Origin of the sequence: Atlantibacter sp. RC6 (genome assembly GCF_014193285.1) — a bacterium.
In the GTDB taxonomy this organism is placed as follows: domain Bacteria; phylum Pseudomonadota; class Gammaproteobacteria; order Enterobacterales; family Enterobacteriaceae; genus Atlantibacter.
The window spans coordinates 342,146-362,977 of the sequence record NZ_JACHZE010000004.1 but is presented as its reverse complement, the minus strand read 5'-3'; the positions used below and the strand labels follow the sequence as shown (position 1 = coordinate 362,977).

Sequence of the window (20,832 nt, the reverse complement as noted above, 5' to 3'; positions counted from 1 at the left end):
CGAAAAACGCGTCTCTTTTATAGCGGCGCGTAATCTCCGACGCCATCCGGCCACGGTGTCAGCAGGTCATAACCGGTATCGGTCACCGCTACGGTATGCTCCCACTGGGCCGACAGCGAGCGGTCTTTGGTGACCACCGTCCAGCCGTCGCTCAGCACGCTGGTGGCGGGTTTACCGGCGTTAATCATCGGTTCGATAGTAAAAATCATCCCCGGCTCCAGCACAATGCCGGTGCCCGGCGTGCCGTAATGCAGGATCTGCGGTTCGTCGTGGTATTCACGACCCACACCGTGCCCGCAGTATTCACGCACCACTGAAAAACCGGCCTCTTCCGCCACGCGCTGGATCGCTGCGCCGATATCGCCGAGCGTCGCGCCCGGACGCACGGTTTTAATGCCTGCGACCATCGAATCGTAGGTCACGTCCACCAGACGGCGTGCGCGGATCGACGGTTCACCTACGAAGTACATGCGGCTGGTATCGCCGTACCAACCGTTTTTGATAATCGCCACATCGATATTGACGATATCGCCTGCCTTCAGCAGTTTGTCGGAGGGGATGCCGTGGCACACCACGTGGTTTACCGAGGTACACACCGTTTTGGTGTAACCGTGATAGCCGATATTCGCCGGGATCACCTTTAGCTCGTTAACCAGATAGTCATGGCAGATCCGGTCAATCTCATCGGTGGAGATGCCAGGACGCACATAGGGCGCGATCATCTCCAGCACGGCGGCGGCGGCATGGCCTGCGGCGCGCGCCATTTCAATTTCCTGTTGGGTATGCAGAACGATAGTCATTGCGCGGCGCCCTCTTTGGTTTCGGGAAGCGTGTCATCCAGTAACGCGGTGATATCCACGCCGCCTTTCAGTTCCGCTTGCACCAGCGCGCGAGCCAACTGCTGGTGGGTGAGATGCGGATAGAGTTCCGCCAGCATGCCGATTTTCATCCAGTGCTCCGCCTGAGCGTTAATAGAACGGCTCATGGCGTTGCTGGCGACACGCAGATTTTCATGCATCAAGTCAGAGATCTTAACGATACCCATAGGTCACCTATACGAAACATATACGTTTTGTATATTACCATGGGGATCTGTTGCTGGCGACAGCCGTTTAACACTGCCGGATACAGGATATATTTCTGGAAACTATAAGAAATTCTGATAGATCATTTTTTTAATAACGAATATTTAGATTGATTTTACCGAAATATGATCTCCAAAAATATTAAAAAGTATTAAAACGACACAATACTAAGGAGTTAGAATTTTTGCCCACATATTTAATGCTGAGATAAATCTTATTTGCAGGATATATTACCTGACGGCAGTGGATTTTATTCTTGCGTGAAGTGTGATGCAGGCTATAGTTAACACTGCTTGACGGGAATAACGCTTCCCAATTTATTAAAACTTTCACCAAAACATAATGAGGAAATTATTATGACTCAGCATCGTGGCGGTTCAGGTAATTTTGCAGAAGATAAACAGCGTGCTTCTGAGGCTGGCAAAAAAGGCGGCCAAAACAGCGGCGGCAATTTCAAAAATGACCCGCAAAAAGCATCCGAAGCGGGGAAAAAAGGCGGTAAAAGCAGCGGCGGTGGTCGCTAGGGCTGATACCGTTGGGTGAGTTAACCCACCTTTGAAATGAGCAGTCGTTTAATTACCTAATTAAATGAAGGTTGTTTCTATTATCCGCTTAATTATTTTTTAAGCGAAGCATACAAACGGTATCCCTTACGCAGAGAGTTTGCGTTCAGTGAAAAGGGGTACCGTTTTTTATTCCCTATAATTAACCGTAACGGCAAAGATGACGAGACGAGGAATATATTATGCCTTCAGTTAAGACACTTGAAGATCTATTTATTCACGAGCTGTCAGATATTTACAGCGCGGAGAAGCAAATTACCCGCGCGCTTCCAAAAATGGCACGTGCAGCAACCGATAAAAATTTGAAAGCGGCGTTTGAGGCGCACCTCGAAGAGACCCGCGGTCAGATTGAGCGTATCGACCAGATCGTTGAAGTGACAGAAGGTTTACGCATCCGCCGCATGAAATGCCATGCGCTGGAAGGCCTGGTTGAAGAGGCTCAGGAGATCATCGAATCGGTGGAAGCCGGTACGCTACGAGATGAAGGGCTTATCGGTGCGGCACAGAAAGTGGAGCACTATGAGATCGCTTCTTACGGGACGCTGCGTACTCTGGCGCTGAAGCTGGGTTATAAAGACGCAGCCAAACTACTGGAAGAAACCCTCAATGAGGAGAAAGCCACCGATACCAAACTGACCGGTATCGCGGAAGGTAATAAGTAGTCGCAGAGCGGGCCTGCGTAAGCAGGCCGTTTTGCCATCACTTCCAGCCCAGCGCCTCAACAATTGCCCGGCGATAGACCGTGTCGATCTGTGGAGGAACGCGCTGAACATAATCCCGCGCATGCTCGCGCGTGTCGCCTGTCAGGCTATCGAGATACGCCACGGCTTCTGTCACGGTGGGTGCCCGGCCTTCCATTTCTGCGCTTCTCACCGGCAGCGCCGTCCAGACCACGGCTTCGATCCCGCGCGCCTGCGCCCATTCCGCCAGCTCGCCTTCCGGCGTGTCGTCTATGATCAGCAACCCAATACCGTCTACACGATCTTCATCAATGCCTTCCCGCTGGCGTAATTCATCGCAGGCGACAGTGACATCTTCACTCTCCAGCCACGCCCAGAGCACCTGAACGGGCGCCGCGTTGACGCAGATCGCCGTTGCCAGTTCGCCGCCGTCGCTGACGCGCGAAAACTCTATCGGCAATAAAGGCCCGTCGGTTTTCCACTCTCCGACAACGGGTAAATTTTCCGGCTTCCAGATAAGCGAGCCCCAACCCAGACAAGCAATTTTCATGTGTGGTTCCTGAAACTAGACGACATCTGAAAAACTGTAGCAAAGCTACGTGGGTTCGCATCGGTTATGGGAATGTTCAGGAAAATAAACTGGCCGCCTTGGCGGAGGCGCTGAGTATGCGTTCCGCGCTTAGCGATTCAGATGGCAGCGAGGCGGGTAAGCAAAACAGTGAGGCCGCAATAGCAAATAATTGTATTTAAAATAGGGTGTAATGACAGGCGTCCTGAATGCGTTAATATCCACCTCAATAAGAGGCGTAATAGTTCTCACTGGAGGATATATCTTATATAACTGTAATTGTATGAGCAGCTATCACTAATAATCCTTTAAGGACCGTGTTTATCTGCTATAACGAAAAACGAAAGCTTTCCTTTCCCTATCCTAAATATTTTCATGCAATATTTTTCCTCTTTTTAAAATATTTGCGGATATCACATTGCTAATGAAATCAAGTTGCCTGGCTCTTTATGTCTCGCCTAAGATAATTAAAGTAAAGATGTCACGATTGAGAAAAAGTATGATATTTCCACAAACGCCGCCCAACGAGTCAGAATGCCTTAATTCACTATACCTTGTTGATTTATTGAGTAAAAAAACAATAAAGATTCTGCTCGGCTGGCGTGTATGATGAAATTAACCCTTTGTTTGCCCCTGGCTTCTCTAAGATTACTGGACAGGAAGCAGCCATGGGTGCTGCCCAGCGCAGGGATGGAAATACGCAACACCCCTTACCACAACTCATTTTATGCGCACACTATTCTCAGGGAATTCTCTACTTATATTAAATTTACGCTTAAAAGGGGGTGAGAACGACGCGCATTCAGGAGATATGGATTTACCAACAGGGCTACTTTGCAGGCAAATCTTTACACACCCACGAAGAGGTGGAAAAAAATGAACTGGCAGCGCATTCATCATGTAAGTACGTTTTCAGGGGAAACCAGCGGGATAGTAAAGAAGACATTTATTATCACCGCGGCGTTGTTGAGCGCTCTTTTTCTGGCAGCGATAGTGAGTCTTTTTTATATCGCCGATAGCCTGAACGAAAAAGCGGATGCCCGTAGCAGCATGCTTTTGCAAAAGGCGCTCACCAACCGACAGGACAAAATCCGCTCTAATTTGATGGATAATGCCGACTGGGGAGAGGCGTATAACCATCTTCACAAACAGGTTAACGTGCAGTGGGCGTGGGATAGCCAAAACCTTGGCGAGTCGCTTTACACTAACTATCACTACGAAGGGGTTTTTGTTCTCTCCCCGACGGGTGAAACCCGCTACAGCGTGATCGAGGGGCAGCTTGTTAACCTGGCTTTTGAGAAATGGCTGAACCGTAATGTCACCGCCGAGTTGATCAGCGAGCTCTCGCAAACCCAGGGCAAAGCCGTCTCACGGCTGCTGATGGCTAACGGTCAACTGACCTTGCTGGCGGCGGCGTGGATCACGGCAGGGGATGATGAAAGCATAACGCCCGTGGCGGGTGATGCGTCGATGATGGTCTTCGTTGATGTGCTGACGCCTGCCAAAATGCGGCAAATGGGTAATGAATACGGCATCCAGGATGCGCATACCTACGGCAGCATGTCGCAGATGAAACCCAATTACCGGGAAGCGCGGATTATTCTGCCCATCGATCGCGGTAATGTGCTGGTGGAGTGGCGAAGCGATAACCCTGGCAGGGAGATTATGAGCCGGGAGCTACCGTTAATCTTACTGCTGATTCTGTTGACAGTGACCTTCACCTGGGTAATGCGGCGCAACGCGATAATTAAAGCGCAAAAAAACGATGAAAACGTGTTTCTTCTGGAACAGAGCCGCCAGGCGCTGGCGGCAAGCGAACGGCGCTTTCGCGACGTCATCGAAGCCACTACAGACTGGATATGGGAAGCGGACAGCCAGTCGCGCCTGACGTGGCTCTCCGACCGCTTTTCCGGTATTACAGGTCATCATTCAGAGGCCTGGCTTGGCAGAAGCATGTTGGATTTCATCCCCAGAGATAAAATTGCTTTTACCCAATGGCTGCTTAACCCGCAGGCAGGCGGCACGTTCACCCTTAAAAAGGGCTGCTATTATTCTGCGCAGGGCCATCAGCGGTACTGCAATCTGGTGGCGAAACGCGCCATTATGGATGACGGCTCAATGGGGTTTCGCGGCACGGTAACCGATGTGACGCTGGAAGTCGAAGCGCAGGAACGCGTGGAGTATTTATCGCGCCATGATGAGTTAACGGGCTTGCCTAACCGGCTAAGAATGAAAGAGTTTTTAGAAGGTAAGCTGCGCTCGCTGCCCGATCCGGCACATCCGCTGGCAATGATTAGCCTCGACCTCGATAAATTCAAACCCGTTAATGATTTATTCGGGCATAACGCGGGTGATGAATTACTCAATGAAGTGGCCAGCCGGTTACGCGCCTGTACCCGTAAAGTGGATCTTGTCGCCCGGCAGGGTGGGGATGAATTCATCCTGATCTTACCGGATATTTACGTCCAGAAAGATATTGAGACCCTCTGCCAGCGCATCACTACAGAAATAAGCCGTCCTTTTCAGGTTAACGGAAACGATGTGCATATTAGCGTGAGTATGGGTATTGCGTTAGCGCCGCAGGATGCCATGGATGCCAGCGATCTGATTCGTTATTCCGATATCGCGTTATATAAGGCGAAAAATTCCGGGCGCAATAACTGGGTATTCTACAAGCCGGATATGGGGGAATATTTAATCCAGCGCCGGGAAATGGAAAAGGAGTTTCGTGAAGCGTTGAGTGAAGGGCAGTTCCAGCTGGTTTATCAGCCGCGTTACGACATTAAAACTTCGCGTATCGCTGCCGTGGAGGCGCTGGTCCGCTGGCAGCATCCGCGCCTGGGCTTGCTGATGCCCGATCAGTTTATTCCCCTCGCGGAAGAGACGGGCCTGATTATCGACATGAGCGATCGGGTGCTGGAAAAAGCCTGCTTCGACGGTTTGCGCCTTGCGCCAGATTTAAAGATTTCCGTCAATATTTCGGCAGTGGAATTTAATACCGGCGGGCTGGCGAAGCGGGTGAAAGCCATTCTGCAAAAAACCGGACTTGAGCCGTCACGGCTGGAGCTGGAAATAACCGAGAATGTGACCATTTCCAACCCTGACGCTACGCTTGAAACCATGACGCAGCTAAAAGATATCGGCGTGCGTTTTTTGATTGATGATTTTGGCACGGGATATTCGGCATTAAGCTATCTGAAGCGTTTCCCGTTTGATGGAATTAAGCTGGATAAATCCTTTGTATTCGCCATGGAGGAATCCGATAACGCCAAAATTATTGTTGAAAATATTATTGGCCTCGGTAAAGCCTACTCGCTGGCCATTACCGCTGAAGGCGTGGAAACGGCGGAGCAGTTAAAGCGGCTGAAAGAGTACCAGTGCGATGAAGCTCAGGGGTATTTTATCGGGCGGCCTGTGGCGTTGGATAAAGTCGATTTTAACGTGGAGTTTGGTGTGTGAGCGCTAAAGTTTAACGGTTTTAAGGCAGGCTTCACGCCTGCCCCGTTGCTTGATCAGGCGGCTTTAAATACGTCGCCGATCGAGCGTTTCATTTCCGTCAGTTTGCGGCGTGTAGTTTCTAACTCGGCGAGTAACTCTTCCTCACGCGAATTCATTGCCATAACCACCAGGCAGCCATCGCTGATTTTTACAGTGTAATGCTGACCGGGTTCAAACCCCGCCTCGCTGAGCCATTTACCGGAAAGGGTAATTTGCGGCGTGCTGGTCTCTCCGCCCTGCGGCCGATATCCCACAATAAGAGGTTTGTCTGTTCTGGAAGTGTGGGTGGATTTGGTAGAATGGTTGGTAGCCATGATCAACTCCGGTTTAGTTGGTGGTGGTTAGCCCCAGCCGGGTACTGGTAATACCCGGTTGGGGCGTTAAGGAAAAAGAAATTTTTCATTATTTGTACGTACAGTGATGAAAATCTTATAGCGAAACAAGAGGGATAAACAATGGTCAAGCGGGATGCAAAACACTCTAAAAATGGACCTTCACCAACCTTTCAGATTCGGATTACCCCTGAGCTAAAAGCGCAGTTTGAAGCGGCTGCAAAAGCGGAGGGCGTGAGTTTGGGGAATTGGTTTAAAAACTTAGGGAGAAAGGAATTAATGAAATTGGGAATGATTAATACTGACTCTAACGAATCTTAAAAAAAGAATGATAAATAAATATTGCAGTCAATTTCCTTTATTGGCTTATTTTTCCCAGCCTAACAATTCATTGATATTTTTCTCCCCTTCAGCCTCTTTTAACCGCCGCTGCTGCTCAGCAAACTTAACATATTCCGCCTGTGCCTTATCATCAGCTAGCTTCTTACTTATCTTTCCCGCGCCCTGCAAACCATCACGGTCATTAAGTTTCAGAAACTGATCCAGCTTTTCCTGCCAGTCTCGTAGAAAAACTTGCTGCGGCGTCGCGCCTGATCCTCAGCAAAATCCAGCCACATATTGACGACGCGGTAGGGTATTACGGCTTACTTTGCGAGTGCCTTCCTGTCGAACTTGTAAGTAAGACTTACAGGTTGAGTTTTGCTCAAGTTCCCCATCTTCATAAATTGCTTTGATGTGTTGAGTAATGGCCTGAGGAGTAATCTGGTAGAGATTCGCAATAGTCGCCTGGGGCAACCACAATGTATCTTGCTCAAAACGGCATTCAACACGCACTTCACCGTCATCACTGGTAAACAAAATAAATTCGCCTGCCGGGGATGGGATCAAATGTTTATCATCCATGTGCCGCCTCCGCTTTATCCGGGCTAAAAACGTGGTAGTTGGCTAAGTATGACAGAGAACCAGGATGAAACTCATCGCCAGTGATGTGTTTATTTGCTGGAAATCTTTTCTGGAAACAGGAGCGATTCACCGAGCGGAAAGAGAGAAAAGTGGCGGAAGATCACAGGAGTCGAACCTGCCCGGGATCGCTGGCGACCCCAACTGGATTTGAAGTCCAGCCGCCTCACCGGAGACGACGATCTTCCGAGCCTTCATTGCTACATGGAGGCCGGCGCATTATAGGCGCGTTTCAGGCGCTTACCAATACCCGCTGCGTTCTTTTTTCTCCCCCGTTGCGTAAACGCAAACTATCCGTCATGTGAATACAAAAACCCCATCCGTTAGGAAAACTAATTGATTTAAATATCAATGAGTTAATTCGATCACAGAAAACAATAAACATAAATAAATAACCAGAAAACACAATTCCATGCGTCCTCATGCAGGGCTAAAACACCCTAAGCGAAATTTACGCTGTGTGATAAGGATGGCCGCTATGAGCGATCAAGTGTTATCGGTTAAAGAGAAAATTGGCTACGGCATGGGAGATGCTGCCAGCCATATCGTGTTTGATAACGTCATGCTTTATATGATGTTTTTTTACACCGATATCTTCGGTATTCCCGCCGGGTTTGTCGGCACCATGTTCCTGTTGGCCCGCGCGCTGGATGCCATCTCCGACCCGGCGATGGGCCTGATTGCCGACCGTACCCGCAGCCGTTGGGGCAAGTTTCGTCCGTGGGTGCTTTTCGGCGCGTTGCCCTTTGGCGTGGTATGCGTGTTCGCCTACAGCTCGCCGGACCTGACTATGAGCGGGAAAATGATTTACGCTGCCGTCACCTATACGCTGTTGACCCTGATGTATACCGTGGTCAACATCCCGTATTGCGCGCTGGGCGGTGTCATCACCAGCGACCCGGAGCAGCGCATCTCCCTGCAATCCTGGCGCTTCGTGCTGGCAACCCTCGGCGGCATGCTCTCCACGGTGTTGATGATGCCGCTGGTGGAGTTGATTGGCGGCGATGATAAGGCGTTCGGGTTCCAGGGCGGTATCGCCGTGCTGGCGGTGGCCGCTTTCCTGATGCTGGCGTTTTGCTTCTTCACCACCAAAGAGCGCGTCGAAGCGCCGCCCAGCACCTCCACCATGCGCGAAGATTTGCGCGATATCCTGCAAAACGACCAGTGGCGCGTCGTCGGGCTACTCACCATCCTCAATATCCTGGCGGTGTGCGTGCGCGGCGGGGCGATGATGTATTACGTCACCTGGATTATGGGCGATGCGGCGCTGTTCTCCTGGTTCCTCGGGCTTTACTGCGTCGGCAACCTGATTGGCAGCGCCCTCGCTAAGCCGCTTACCGACTGGAAATGCAAAGTGAGCGTGTTCTGGTGGACTAACGCCGCGCTGGCGGTGTTGAGCGTCGCGATGTTCTTTGTGCCGCTGCAATCTACCGTCGTCATGTTCGTATTTATCTTTGCCATTGGCGTACTGCACCAGCTCGTCACGCCGATTCAATGGGTCATGATGTCCGATACCGTCGACTATGGCGAATGGCGTAACGGCAAACGCCTCACCGGCATCAGCTTTGCTGGCACGCTGTTTGTGTTGAAGCTGGGCCTGGCGCTGGGCGGCGCGCTGATCGGCTGGATGCTGGCGGGCGGCGGTTATGACGCGAGCGCGCATACCCAGAACAACGCCACTATTACCATTATTATTGCGCTATTTACGATTGTGCCCGGCATTTGCTACCTGCTGAGCGCCATCATCGCCAAACGCTTCTACACCCTGAAAACGCCGCTGCTACGCAATATCCTCAATGAGCTGGGTCAAAGCGCGCGCAGCCATCAACGGGAATTTGAAAAGTCACCGGTCAGCAAAGACCTGAATCATTCAGAGGGATAACAGATGAAAATCAGCGATGGAAACTGGCTAATCCAGCCGGGCTTAACGCTAACTCACCCACTTCAGGTGTTTGACGTTGAGCAGCATGGCAACGAGATGATTGTGTATGCCGCGCCGCGCGACGTGCGCGAGCGCACCTGGCAGCTCGATACGCCGCTGTTCACTCTGCGCTTTTTCTCGCCGCAGCAGGGCGTTATCGGCGTGCGTATTGAGCATTTTCAGGGGGTGATGAATAACGGTCCGCATTATCCTCTTAACGTACTGGGTAATGTGCCGGTTGAGATGCGTAACACGCCGGATTTTGCCGAACTAAAAAGCGGTAACCTGAGCGTGCGGGTTACCAAAGGCGAAAACTGGGCGCTTGATTTCCTGCGCGACGGCATCCGCATAACTGGTAGCCAGGTGAAAAACAACGGTTACGTGCAGGATAGCAATACCTCGCGTCAGTATATGTTCGAGCGGCTGGATCTCAGCGTGGGTGAAACCGTATATGGCCTGGGCGAGCGCTTTACCGCGCTGGTACGCAACGGCCAGACGGTGGAAACCTGGAACCGCGACGGCGGCACCAGTACCGAGCAGGCGTACAAAAATATCCCGTTTTATTTGACCAATCGCGGCTACGGCGTGTTAGTGAATCACCCGGAATGCGTGTCGTTTGAAATCGGCTCTGAGAAAGTCTCGAAAGTGCAGTTCAGCGTGGAAGGGGAGTATCTCGAATATTTCGTGATCGACGGACCGACGCCGAAAGCGGTGCTGGACCGCTATACCCGCCTGACGGGCCGCCCGGCGCTGCCGCCTGCGTGGTCGTTCGGGCTGTGGCTCACCACCTCGTTCACCACCAATTACAACGAAGCCACCGTAAACCGTTTTATCGACGGCATGGCGGAGCGCCGACTGCCGCTGCACGTGTTTCATTTTGACTGCTTCTGGATGAAGGCTTTCCAGTGGTGCGATTTTGAATGGGACCCGGCGACGTTCCCGGACCCGGTAGGCATGTTGAAGCGCCTGAAAGCCCGTGGCCTGAAAATTTGCGTGTGGATTAACCCCTATATCGGCCAAAAATCGCCGCTGTTCCGTGAAGGGATGGAAAAAGGCTATCTGCTGAAGCGCCCGAACGGCGCGGTGTGGCAGTGGGATAAATGGCAGCCCGGGCTGGCGATTGTCGATTTTACCAACCCGGCGGCGAGCGCGTGGTACGCAAGCCACCTGAAACGGCTGGTCAATATGGGTGTGGACTGCTTCAAAACCGACTTTGGCGAACGCATTCCTACCGATGTGGTGTGGTATGACGGCTCCGAACCGCAAAAAATGCATAATCATTACGCATTTATTTACAACGAGCTGGTGTGGAATGTGCTGAAACACACCGTCGGTGAAGAGGAGGCAGTGCTGTTTGCCCGCTCGGCGTCCGTGGGGGCGCAGCAGTTCCCGGTTCACTGGGGCGGCGATTGCTATGCCAACTACGAGTCCATGGCGGAGAGCCTGCGCGGCGGGCTGTCTATTGGGCTGTCCGGCTTTGGGTTCTGGAGCCATGATATCGGCGGCTTCGAGAATACCGCGCCCGCGCACGTCTACAAACGCTGGTGCGCCTTTGGACTGCTCTCCAGCCATAGCCGCCTGCACGGCAGCAAATCTTATCGGGTGCCATGGGCGTACGATGACGAAGCCTGCGATGTGGTACGCCACTTCACCGAACTAAAATGCCGCTTGATGCCCTATTTGTATCGCCAGGCGGTCACAGCGAATGCCAGCGGTACGCCGATAATGCGCGCCATGATGCTCGAATTCCCGGACGATCCGGCCTGCGATTACCTCGACCGCCAGTATATGCTGGGCGATTCTCTGCTGGTGGCCCCGGTGTTCAGCGAGGCGGGCGAGGTGGCGTTCTGGCTGCCGGAAGGGCGCTGGACGCATTTGTGGCACAACGACGAGCAGCGCGGTAGCCGCTGGCTGAAACAGCATCACGACTTTATGAGCCTGCCAGTGTACGTGCGTGACAACACGTTGCTTGCTCTCGGCAACAATGACCAAAAGCCAGATTACGCCTGGCATGACGGCACCGCGTTCCAGCTCTTTAATCTCGACGATGGGCGGGAAGCGCAGTGCGATGTGCCGATGGCGAACGGCTCCGTAGCCTTCACCCTGCACGTGAAACGCGAGGGCGATAAGTTGATGGTGCACGGCGAGGGCAACGCCACTAACTGGACGCTCTGCCTGCGCAATATTCACCAGCTTAAAGAGGTCGCGAATGCCCGTTCTTGCCCCGGTGAACTGGGCATCGTTATCACCCCGATCAGCGGCGAGCTGTCATTTAGCGTCACGCTGTAAATCATCTTCACTGCCGCCTTCGGGCGGCATTTACAAACGTGGGGTGAGAATGCCTTTTTTATGCTCAGAGCAAGAAAGTATACCGGCGTGATTGATGCAGGCTTGTCAGGCAAATATAAAGCAATTTTGTGAAGGTGAGATGATGAAAAAATTTTCACTTTTCCTCCTGTTATTGCTGACAGGTTGCCCAATGGGTGACCGCATTGGTTACATACCTGTAAAGGCATTAGTGTCCCATAATGATGTTTGCCTGCTATTGCCGGATGCACGCCGGAATGAAGAGCGATTTATTTCACGGATTACCGTGGAGGTCGCAGGAGAATCTGGGCAAGAGGCAACGCGAATTTTCCCGTCAAGTGGGGCCGGTCGGGTAAAACTGGTCTCGCCTTTTTGCCTGAAACCCTGGTTTGCAAACTATCCCTTTCACCCAGCAAAAGGGTATAGCGTGGCTCTCACCGCACTTAATGGAGAACAATACGTGGCGGGTTTTATATTTACTTCAGGCGAGGAAGCAAGCACTGCGGGAAAATAAAAAATGCGGCGGCCTGCGTGGCGTGGTGATCCCCGGGTTATTAAATTAATCCCCGCCCTCAACCGAAGACGGGAATCAACGCTACAGGGAAATTACTCCCCTTCACCCGGGAACAGGAACGGGTTGATGGAGCTGCGGGCGAAGCCCTCTTGTTCCATACGTGCGTCCAGCACCAGCGAGGCCAGGTCGTCCGCCACGGCGTCAACTTTCGGGTCTTTTTCCTGATACAGAATCTTCAGGTAAGTGCCGCAGTCGCCGCAGCTTTCCGCTTTAATCGCTGCCTGCTCGCTATCGAGCGACCAGTAATGCAGGTCGCGAGTTTGCTCGCAGTTACTGCATTTGACGCGCACCACGTGCCATTCGGTTTCGCACAGGTTGCAGTGCAAATATCGCAGGCCGTTGGTGGTGCCAATCTGCACGATGCTGGAAACTGGCATCGAGCCGCATACCGGGCAGAACTGGCGTTGTTCGCCATATTCCGCACGCGCTTTGCCAGGGATCAGGCTCGCCATTTGCGCCCAGTAGAGCGACAGCGCCGCCCAGATAAACGGGGCTTTGTCGCTGCTGACAGTGCCGAAATCGGCGTTGAACAGCGCGCTCGCCATCTCTTCCAGTTCCGGGCCAGAGGCCTTTTCCAGGTTTTCGATGACGGCCAGCGCCGTGCCGCTCATCTCCGGCTTCAGCTCGGCAATCATTGAGTGCAGCAGCTTCTGCCAGTGGGCGTCGCGCGGCAGGACATGGATATCCAGCGGCGGTTTGCCGAGTGCTGCGGCCTCTTTGATGCGTGCCGTTAAATCCATCTGCAGCGGATGGTCATACAGCACCACTTCCTGGGCATGGGCGATCAGCGCGGCGAAGCGCAGATAATCGCCCAGCGGGTTGCTTTCAGCCAGCTCGCGCAGACGCTCTGCGCGGCGGTTATAGAGGTTTTTCAGCCTGGGGAACAATAACGGCGGAATCATATCCGCCGTATGTTTTTCGCCCTTCTCCAGCTGATCTTGCGGGATGATGCGAATACTCATTCAGTCGATTTATCCTGTTTTTCGCGCACTTCGCGATACCAGCGCGGGTGATGTTTCTTCGCCCATGCGGAGGTGACCCAGCCTTCGACCATTGCGGTAATGGTGCCTTTCACCCACAGAGCGGCGTAAATATGCACCATAATAACCACAATCAGGGCGACCGCGGCAAACGAATGTACCATTAGCGCCACGCGGATCACCGGAATCGAGAAGACGGGAGCGAAATACGGGCGCCAGATAATGACGCCGCTCACCAACAGCAACACCAGGAAGATAATCGCCGCCCAGAAAACGCATTTCTGGCCGAAGTTATAACGTCCGGTGTCACCTACTTCATCGTTAACGATGATCTTACGAATATTCTTCGCCCAAAAGATATCCTCACGATTGATTAGATTGTGGTGCCAGTATCTAAAAAACATGATGATAAACGACGCAAACATCACCACCCCGACAAACGGGTGGACGATGCGCGCCAACTGCGGCGTCCCCATGATGTGCATCAGCCAGTTGAAGGAGGGGAACAGGAACCCCAGCCCGCTCACCGCCGCCAGGATGAAGCAGAAGGCGGTGACCCAGTGGTTAATGCGTTCGGGCGCGGTGTAGCGCACGATGGTGTGACGTTTCCTCATTTGCGCCCCTCCTCACGATCGTCACGAGGCGTGTCTTTCTCCTCATGAAGATTGTCTTCTTCATCATCCGCCCGGTTCGGGCCGACGCCGACATAGTGGAAAACGCTGGCGGCAAAGGTCGCGGCAAAGCCAATCGCGGCCAGCGGCTTCCAGACGCCTTTCCAGAATTTAACGGTGTCGCTGATTTCCGGGTTCTCCGGCAGCCCGTGATACAGATTCGGGTTGTCGGCGTGATGCAGCACGTACATCACGTGCGTCCCACCCACGCCCGCCGGATCGTACAGGCCCGCTTTGTCATAACCCCGGGTTTGCAGTTCCGCCACGCGCTCGCTGGCCAGCGCTTTCATGCTCTCTTTCGAGCCGAAATGAATCGCCCCGGTCGGACAGGTTTTCACACACGCCGGTTCCTGGCCCACGGTAACGCGGTCTACGCACAGGGTGCATTTGTAGACGCGGTTGTCTTCCGGGTTCAGACGCGGCACGTCAAACGGACAGCCAGCGATGCAGTAGCCGCAGCCGATGCACTGCTCGGACTGGAAATCGACGATGCCGTTAGCATACTGAATGATTGCCCCTTCCGCCGGGCAGGCCTTCAGGCAGCCCGGGTCCGCGCAGTGCATACAGCCGTCTTTACGGATCAGCCACTCCAGTTTGTCGTTCTGCTCCACTTCCGAGAAGCGCATCACCGTCCAGGATTTCGCGGTGAGATCCGCCGGGTTGTCATACACCCCGACGTTGTGCCCCACTTCGTCACGCAGGTCATTCCACTCGGAACAGGCCACCTGACAGGCTTTACAGCCGATGCAGGTGGTCACGTCGATAAGTTTCGCCACCTCTTGCTGGTGTTCCCGCGCGTGGGGCGCGGGAGTGAAACCGTTAGTCGCGGAACGACGGATAATGTCTTGCGATTGATAAGCCATAAGTCGTCTCCGTTACACCTTTTCCACGTTCACCAGGAACGCCTTAAATTCCGGCGTTTGGGTATTGGCGTCGCCAACAAACGGCGTCAACGTGTTGGCGATAAAGCCTTTTTTCGCCACGCCCTCGTAGCCCCAGTGGATCGGGATGCCGATGGTATCGACGTCCTGATTGTTCACTTTCAGGGTGCGAATACGCTTGGTCACCACCGCTTTGGCTTTGATATAGCCACGGTTAGAGGAGACTTTCACGGTATCGCCCTGGGCGATGCCCAACTTGTTCGCCAGCTTCTCGCCGATCTCCACAAACTGTTCCGGCTGGGCGATGCTGTTGAGCAGCGCGTGCTTGGTCCAGTAGTGGAAGTGCTCCGTCAGACGATAGGTGGTCCCGACATACGGGAACTTATCGGCTTTACCCATTGCTTCCAGGTCATGTTTAAAGACGCGGGCGGCCGGGTTGGAGACCACATTCGGGTGAAGCGGGTTGGTGCCGAGCGGCGTTTCAAACGGCTCATAGTGTTCCGGGAACGGGCCTTCGGCCATCTTATCGATAGCGAACAGGCGCCCCATGCCTTCCGGCTGCATAATGAACGGCCCGACATCGCTGCCTGGCGCCGCGGCGCTGTAGTCCGGAATATCTGCGCCGCCCCATTTCGCGCCGTCCCAGCGCAGCAACTGGCGCTTCGGATCCCATGGTTGGCCCTGCGGGTCAGCGGAGGCGCGGTTATACAGGATGCGGCGGTTAAGCGGCCACGCCCATGCCCAGCCCAGCGTGTTGCCAAGACCAGACGGGTCAGCGTTATCGCGGCGCGCCATCATGTTGCCTTCCGGCGTCCAGCTACCGGCGAAAATCCAGCATCCGCTGGAGGTGGTGCCGTCGTCGCGCAGTTGCGCGAAGCTGCTGAGCTGCTGGCCTTTCTTGACGATCACCGCGCCGGTCGCCGGGTCGGTGATATCCGCCAGCGCTTTACCGTTGCTTTCCATCGCCACTTCTTCCGGGGCCGGGTTATGCGGCGTCAGGAAGTTCCAGGTCATGTTCAGCACCTGTTCCGGGCAGGCTCCGCCTTCTTCGGCATACATTTTGCGCAGGCGCAGGAAGATACCCGCCAGGATCTCGCCGTCGTTCAGCGCGATGCCCGGTGCGTCCTGGCCTTTCCAGTGCCACTGTAGCCAGCGGCCAGAGTTAACGATCGATCCGTTCTCTTCGGCGAAGCAGGTGGACGGCAGACGGAATACTTCGGTCTGAATTACCGCCGAATCCACATCGTTCTGCTCACCGTGGTTTTGCCAGAAAGTGGCGGTTTCGGTGTTCAGCGGGTCGATGGTCACCAGGAATTTCAGTTTCGACAGCGCCGCAACGACCTTGTTCTTATTCGGGAACGAGGCCACCGGGTTAAAGCCCTGGCAGAAGTAACCGTTCACTTTGCCCTGGTGCATCATGTCGAAGTACTGCAACACGTCGTAGCCTTTATCCCACTTCGGCAACCAGTCGTAACCCCAGCTGTTCTCAGCCGTCGCTTTGTCGCCATAGAAGGCTTTCATCAGCGAGACGAAGAATTTCGGATAGTTGCCCCAGTAGTTCACCTGGCCTTCCAGCAGCGGTTTCGGCGTGTTGGCGGCGAGATAGGTCTGGAGATCCGGCTGGTTCTCGTTTGGCAGCGACATATAGCCGGTCAGGCTCTGGGACAGCAGGCCGAGGTCGGTCAGACCCTGAATATTGGAGTGGCCGCGCAGGGCGTTGACGCCGCCGCCTGCCATGCCCATATTGCCGAGCAGCAGCTGGATCATCGCCATGGTGCGGATGTTCTGTGCGCCCACGGAGTGCTGCGTCCAGCCCAGCGCGTACAGGAACGACGCGGTTTTGTCGTGAACGCTGGTTTCCGCGATGTATTCGCACACCTTCAGGAAATCCGCCTTCGGCGTACCGCAGATGTTTTCAACCACGTCCGGCGTATAGCGGGAAACGTGTGTTTTCAGCAGGTTCCACACGCAGCGCGGATGGCTCAGCGTCGTATCGCGTTTAGCGAAGCCGTTCTCATCCAGCTCGTAGTTCCAGGAGGTTTTGTCGTACTTGCGTTTTTCGGCGTCATAGCCGGTAAACAGGCCGTCGTCGAAGCCGTAATCTTCACGCACGATCAGGCTGGCGTTGGTGTACGCCTCAACGTATTCACGGTTGAATTTGTTGTTGGTTAACAGGTACAGCAATACGCCTGACAGGAAAGCAATGTCAGTGCCGGAGCGGATCGGGGTATAGAAATCGGCCACCGATGCAGTACGCGTAAAGCGTGGGTCAATAACGATAAGCTTCGCGCCATTGTGGATTTTGGCTTCCATCGCCCAGCGGAATCCCACCGGATGCGCTTCTGCCGCGTTCCCACCCATCACGACGATGAGGTTGGCGTTTTTCATATCTACCCAGTGGTTGGTCATCGCACCGCGACCAAATGTTGGAGCAAGACTTGCTACCGTTGGTCCGTGTCAGACACGCGCCTGGTTATCCACGGCTAACATGCCGAGGGCGCGGGAAAACTTCTGGGTTAAATAGCCGGTTTCGTTACTGGAGGCGGATGCGCACAGCATGCCCGTGGTGAGCCAGCGGTTTACCGTCACACCTTTGTCATTTTGCGCCACAAAGTTGGCGTCGCGGTCCTGCTTGATAAGCTTAGCGATGCGGTCAAAGGCCTCATCCCAGCTGATGTCCTGCCATTTATCAGAGCCTGGCGCGCGATACTGCGGGGCCTTAAGACGGCTTTCTGAGTGAATGAAATCGACTAAGCCTGCGCCTTTCGGGCACAGTGCGCCACGGTTGACCGGGTGGTCAGAGTCGCCTTCAATGTGAAAGATGGATTCTTTCGCGTTTTTTGCGCCGTCGCCGAGGCTGTACATCAACAGTCCACAACCAACGGAGCAGTATGTACAGGTGTTACGGGTTTCGCGGCTGCGCAGCAATTTATATTGCCGTGTTTCCGCAAGCGCGACGCTGGGGGCAAAGCCCAGCGCTGCTGCCGTGGTGCCTGCCATACCGCCAGCGCAGATCTTAAAGAACTGCCTTCTGCTGACCTGCATGGATCGCTCCTTGTTTTGACATTGTCACTTCCCCGCCGTTTTTCGCTATCCTGCGCACGAAATTCATTGGGTCTTTGTTTTTATTTTGCGGTTGTACCCGCAAAGGTTCAGAATTGCTGGATTAGCCCTCCTTCCGGGAGGGATAGTTCCCCCAGAATACCACAATAGTGTTAAGGGTGTTCTCATACGGTTAACAAAAAGTGAATAACGATCCTCTTGATAGCGTTGAAAATGTGACCAGGTTCACCGGTGTACGCGAATGTGAATTATGGAAACACGATGATCTCACCCACCCGAAAAGCGACTGGCTGGCGGAAGAGGTTCCCGTTGCGCTGGTTTACAACGGTATTTCCCATGTTGTGATGATGGCGACGCCGAAAGATCTTGAGCTTTTTGCGCTGGGCTTTTCGCTATCGGAAGGGATTATTGACTCCCCCCAGGATATTTTCGGGATGGATATTGTTAACAGCTGCAACGGCATCGAAGTGCAAATTGAGCTGTCCAGCCGCCGCTTTATGGGGCTGAAAGAGCGCCGCCGCGCGCTGGCGGGCCGCACCGGCTGCGGCGTGTGCGGCGTCGAGCAGCTTAACGATATCGGCAGACCGGTTGCGCCGCTGCCGTTTACCCAGACCTTCAACCTCAAAAATCTCGACAGCGTGGTCAGCCAGTTGCGTAGCGTGCAGCCTATCGGCCAGATCACCGGTTGCACCCATGCGGCGGCGTGGTTAAACCCCCAGGGCGACATGTTTGGCGGGCATGAAGATATTGGCCGTCATGTGGCGCTGGATAAACTGATGGGCCGCCGGGCGCGCGAAGGCTGGCGCGATGGCGCGGTACTGGTTTCCAGCCGCGCCAGCTATGAGATGGTGCAGAAATCGGCGCTGTGCGGCGTTGAAATCCTGATTGCGGTTTCTGCGGCAACCACCCTGGCGGTTGAGGTGGCGCAGCGCTGCAATCTGACGCTGGTGGGCTTTGCCAAACAGGGCCGCGCCACGGTCTATACTCATCCGCAGCGCATCGTTACTGGCTGATTAACGCGACAAACTCTTCATAGCTGCCAGCGCTGGCGATAGCGTGCGTATCATGGCGTTGCAGCATGCTGGCCAGATAACTGAATATTTTCAGTTCCTCACGGGCGGAAGGGCTGACGCAGGCCACCAGCAGGTGAAAGACCTTTTCATCATTCACTTTCACCGGATTCGCCAGTAATACCAGATAGCCGCGAAACTGCGGCTGTTTCTCGCTCCAGCTATGGGGCACCGCCACGTGGTTGATCACCAGATTATCGCCTTCGGTTTCACGCTGGCGTATCCGCCCGGCATCGGCGGCGGTGATCTGCCCGCGCGCCGTGAGCTTTTCGCACACCGCCCCGACAATATCATTCCAGTTTTCATGCGCTTGATTTTCGTAGTAAAAACTGTGCGCGGCAGGCAACCAGTCACTGATTTTCTGGCGAATCAGCGCCGATTCGAGATGCTCTTTGATCAGACTAATGCCTGCGGCGCCAATAATATTCTTGATGGTCAACACGTCCAGACCTGGAGAATCCACCACCGAATAGCTGTTGTTGATCACCAGCACGGGCGCGATTTCGACCCGCAGCGCGTTAAGCGCTGCGGGCGTGTTGACAATCATCACCCGGCAATTCAGCAGCTCCCGCTCAATCGCCATTTTATTGATGGTGGCGATAGCGTTTTGTTCGCACAGCAGGATTAGCGCGTATTTTTCACCGGGGTTGCGCTCCAGCGCGCAGGCGAAGTAGAGGCCAATAAGATCGCTGTCGAACAGGGTGATATCCAGTTGCTGACGCAGGCGGGCAATGAAGCCAATACTCAAATCAAAGGCCACCGGCCAGGCGGCGCGTAGCGGGTTCATGCTGCCCTGACGGCTTTCGCTGAGCCAGACCGGGGAAGCCGCGCAGCGGGTGATATGCCCGGTTAAATCATCAATAAGCTGCCCGTCGGCGGGTTCCAGCCGGTATTGTTTCATCAGGCTGTTAACGGCGTGTTCAATCCAGCTCCGATTCACGCGCGCGGCACACTGAGCCAGATCGCTGAGCAGAGCGCTGGCATGGCGTAGCCCGTTTTCGCCCAGATAAAGCCCGGCGGCGTCGTAGCGGGTGCGCACTGACGGCTCAATTTCTGTTTGCGGGCATAGCGTAAGCGCGTTGCGTAATACATAGACTGCCAGCAGTACCGAGGCCTGGTAGTCGTTGCTGATAACAGAAAAAGCAGGGTGGCTGTGCGGCGTATCGCGCAGCGTCTGATACAGGCGCGTCGTGATGCCTTGCGGCTGGAAAAGATCAGGATCTTTTTTAATCAGGTTCGCCAGAATCACTATGCGTTTTGTTTCCGGCTCATTAATAAAATGACCGGCGTTTGGTCGGCTGGCTAACGTAACGGTGCGCCCGAAGCGCTGTTTCAGCCGCAGCAGTTTATCGCTGACCATACTTTCCGGTATGGTCAGCGCATCCGCCAGGTGGGTGCGCGTCATAACGCCGTGAATTAACAACAGCGCCAGGATCTGGTCGTCGATGTCGTGACGCTGGAGCAGGCGAAAGTAGTTATGCCGGTCATAAATCTCCAGCTGGTAGCCGCCGTTACCCGGTTGAGTAATGGCGGCCGCGCCGCTCAGGGTGAAATTCACGTAATCGATATCCCGCAGCACCGTGCGCCCGGAAACCTCCAGCGCGCGGGCAAGCTGCGCCATCGGCTGTTTGTGCTGTTCGAGCAGATCCAGTAGCGCCAGTTGGCGGGCGTTCAGCATC

General features: G+C 54.1%; 17 protein-coding genes, 1 tRNA gene and 1 pseudogene. 8 read left to right on the top strand and 11 right to left on the bottom strand.

The features are described from left to right. Positions 1–17: 17 nt before the first annotated feature. Complete coding sequence (map, locus tag FHW74_RS12100; protein WP_183170667.1) at positions 18–800, bottom strand: type I methionyl aminopeptidase; 783 nt, start codon at positions 798–800, stop codon at positions 18–20. Continuing rightward, positions 797–1,045 (bottom strand): ParD-like family protein, encoded by a 249-nt coding sequence (locus FHW74_RS12095; protein ID WP_125292857.1) that lies wholly within the window; start codon positions 1,043–1,045, stop codon positions 797–799. The genes map and FHW74_RS12095 overlap by 4 nt, the downstream gene beginning before the upstream one ends. A 396-nt stretch (positions 1,046–1,441) precedes the next feature. Between FHW74_RS12095 and FHW74_RS12090 the strand changes: the two genes are divergently transcribed. Together FHW74_RS12090 and FHW74_RS12085 are read left to right on the top strand one after the other, a co-directional pair. After that, positions 1,442–1,609: a general stress protein gene (locus FHW74_RS12090; RefSeq protein WP_183170747.1), complete on the top strand. Its 168-nt coding sequence runs from the start codon at positions 1,442–1,444 to the stop codon at positions 1,607–1,609. A gap of 221 nt (positions 1,610–1,830) precedes the next feature. Further along, the gene (locus tag FHW74_RS12085) at positions 1,831–2,310 is read left to right on the top strand and encodes a ferritin-like domain-containing protein (RefSeq protein WP_183170666.1); all 480 of its coding nucleotides are present in this window, start codon (positions 1,831–1,833) and stop codon (positions 2,308–2,310) included. 37 nt (positions 2,311–2,347) lie between these two features. Here the strand turns inward: FHW74_RS12085 and FHW74_RS12080 are convergent, their stop codons facing one another. Next, positions 2,348–2,878, bottom strand: a complete 531-nt coding sequence (locus FHW74_RS12080) for a hypothetical protein (protein ID WP_183170665.1) — start codon at positions 2,876–2,878, stop codon at positions 2,348–2,350. Between the two features lie 894 nt (positions 2,879–3,772). On the opposite strand from FHW74_RS12080, the gene FHW74_RS12075 reads away from it, so the two are divergent. Next, positions 3,773–6,355: an EAL domain-containing protein gene (locus tag FHW74_RS12075; RefSeq protein ID WP_183170664.1), complete on the top strand. Its 2,583-nt coding sequence runs from the start codon at positions 3,773–3,775 to the stop codon at positions 6,353–6,355. 53 nt (positions 6,356–6,408) lie between these two features. Here the strand turns inward: FHW74_RS12075 and FHW74_RS12070 are convergent, their stop codons facing one another. Beyond that, positions 6,409–6,708 carry a SymE family type I addiction module toxin gene (locus tag FHW74_RS12070; RefSeq protein ID WP_183170663.1) on the bottom strand — a complete coding sequence of 100 codons (300 nt, stop codon included), beginning with the start codon at positions 6,706–6,708 and terminating at the stop codon, positions 6,409–6,411. 141 nt (positions 6,709–6,849) lie between these two features. Between FHW74_RS12070 and FHW74_RS12065 the strand changes: the two genes are divergently transcribed. After that, positions 6,850–7,047 carry a toxin-antitoxin system HicB family antitoxin gene (locus FHW74_RS12065; protein WP_183170662.1) on the top strand — a complete coding sequence of 66 codons (198 nt, stop codon included), beginning with the start codon at positions 6,850–6,852 and terminating at the stop codon, positions 7,045–7,047. A 45-nt stretch (positions 7,048–7,092) separates the two neighbouring features. Here FHW74_RS12065 and rhuM read toward each other — a convergent pair. Further along, positions 7,093–7,629, bottom strand: a pseudogene (gene rhuM, locus FHW74_RS12060) (RhuM family protein). Positions 7,630–7,779: 150 nt separating this feature from the next. Next, positions 7,780–7,874 (bottom strand) — tRNA-Sec (locus FHW74_RS12055). Positions 7,875–8,164: 290 nt separating this feature from the next. On the opposite strand from FHW74_RS12055, the gene FHW74_RS12050 reads away from it, so the two are divergent. From FHW74_RS12050 to FHW74_RS12040, 3 genes are all read left to right on the top strand, one after another. Next, a complete protein-coding gene (locus FHW74_RS12050; protein ID WP_183170661.1) occupies positions 8,165–9,568 on the top strand; it encodes a glycoside-pentoside-hexuronide family transporter in 1,404 nt (467 codons plus the stop codon). 3 nt (positions 9,569–9,571) lie between these two features. Further along, positions 9,572–11,896 (top strand): alpha-xylosidase, encoded by a 2,325-nt coding sequence (yicI, locus tag FHW74_RS12045; RefSeq protein ID WP_183170660.1) that lies wholly within the window; start codon positions 9,572–9,574, stop codon positions 11,894–11,896. A 94-nt stretch (positions 11,897–11,990) separates the two neighbouring features. Next, entirely contained in the window at positions 11,991–12,428 is a 438-nt protein-coding gene (locus FHW74_RS12040) for a putative T6SS immunity periplasmic lipoprotein (RefSeq protein WP_183170659.1), read from the top strand. A 92-nt stretch (positions 12,429–12,520) separates the two neighbouring features. Here FHW74_RS12040 and fdhE read toward each other — a convergent pair whose 3' ends face one another. From fdhE to fdnG, 4 genes are read right to left on the bottom strand one after another with little or no spacing between them, the layout of a single operon-like run. Then, positions 12,521–13,450, bottom strand: coding sequence for a formate dehydrogenase accessory protein FdhE (fdhE, locus tag FHW74_RS12035; RefSeq protein WP_183170658.1), 930 nt, complete (start codon positions 13,448–13,450; stop codon positions 12,521–12,523). After that, a complete protein-coding gene (gene fdoI / locus FHW74_RS12030) occupies positions 13,447–14,082 on the bottom strand; it encodes a formate dehydrogenase cytochrome b556 subunit (RefSeq protein ID WP_183170657.1) in 636 nt (211 codons plus the stop codon). Before fdoI ends, fdhE begins: the two co-directional genes overlap by 4 nt. Beyond that, positions 14,079–15,002 carry a formate dehydrogenase subunit beta gene (fdxH, locus tag FHW74_RS12025; RefSeq protein WP_183170656.1) on the bottom strand — a complete coding sequence of 308 codons (924 nt, stop codon included), beginning with the start codon at positions 15,000–15,002 and terminating at the stop codon, positions 14,079–14,081. The genes fdoI and fdxH overlap by 4 nt, the downstream gene beginning before the upstream one ends. A 12-nt stretch (positions 15,003–15,014) precedes the next feature. Next, positions 15,015–18,065, bottom strand: coding sequence for a formate dehydrogenase-N subunit alpha (fdnG, locus tag FHW74_RS12020; protein WP_183170655.1), 3,051 nt, complete (start codon positions 18,063–18,065; stop codon positions 15,015–15,017). Between the two features lie 200 nt (positions 18,066–18,265). Between fdnG and fdhD the strand changes: the two genes are divergently transcribed. Beyond that, entirely contained in the window at positions 18,266–19,096 is an 831-nt protein-coding gene (fdhD, locus tag FHW74_RS12015) for a formate dehydrogenase accessory sulfurtransferase FdhD (RefSeq protein WP_183170654.1), read from the top strand. Here the strand turns inward: fdhD and FHW74_RS12010 are convergent. Continuing rightward, a complete protein-coding gene (locus tag FHW74_RS12010; RefSeq protein WP_183170653.1) occupies positions 19,086–20,831 on the bottom strand; it encodes a putative frv operon regulatory protein in 1,746 nt (581 codons plus the stop codon). The genes fdhD and FHW74_RS12010 overlap by 11 nt on opposite strands. Between the last annotated feature and the right edge of the window lies 1 nt (position 20,832).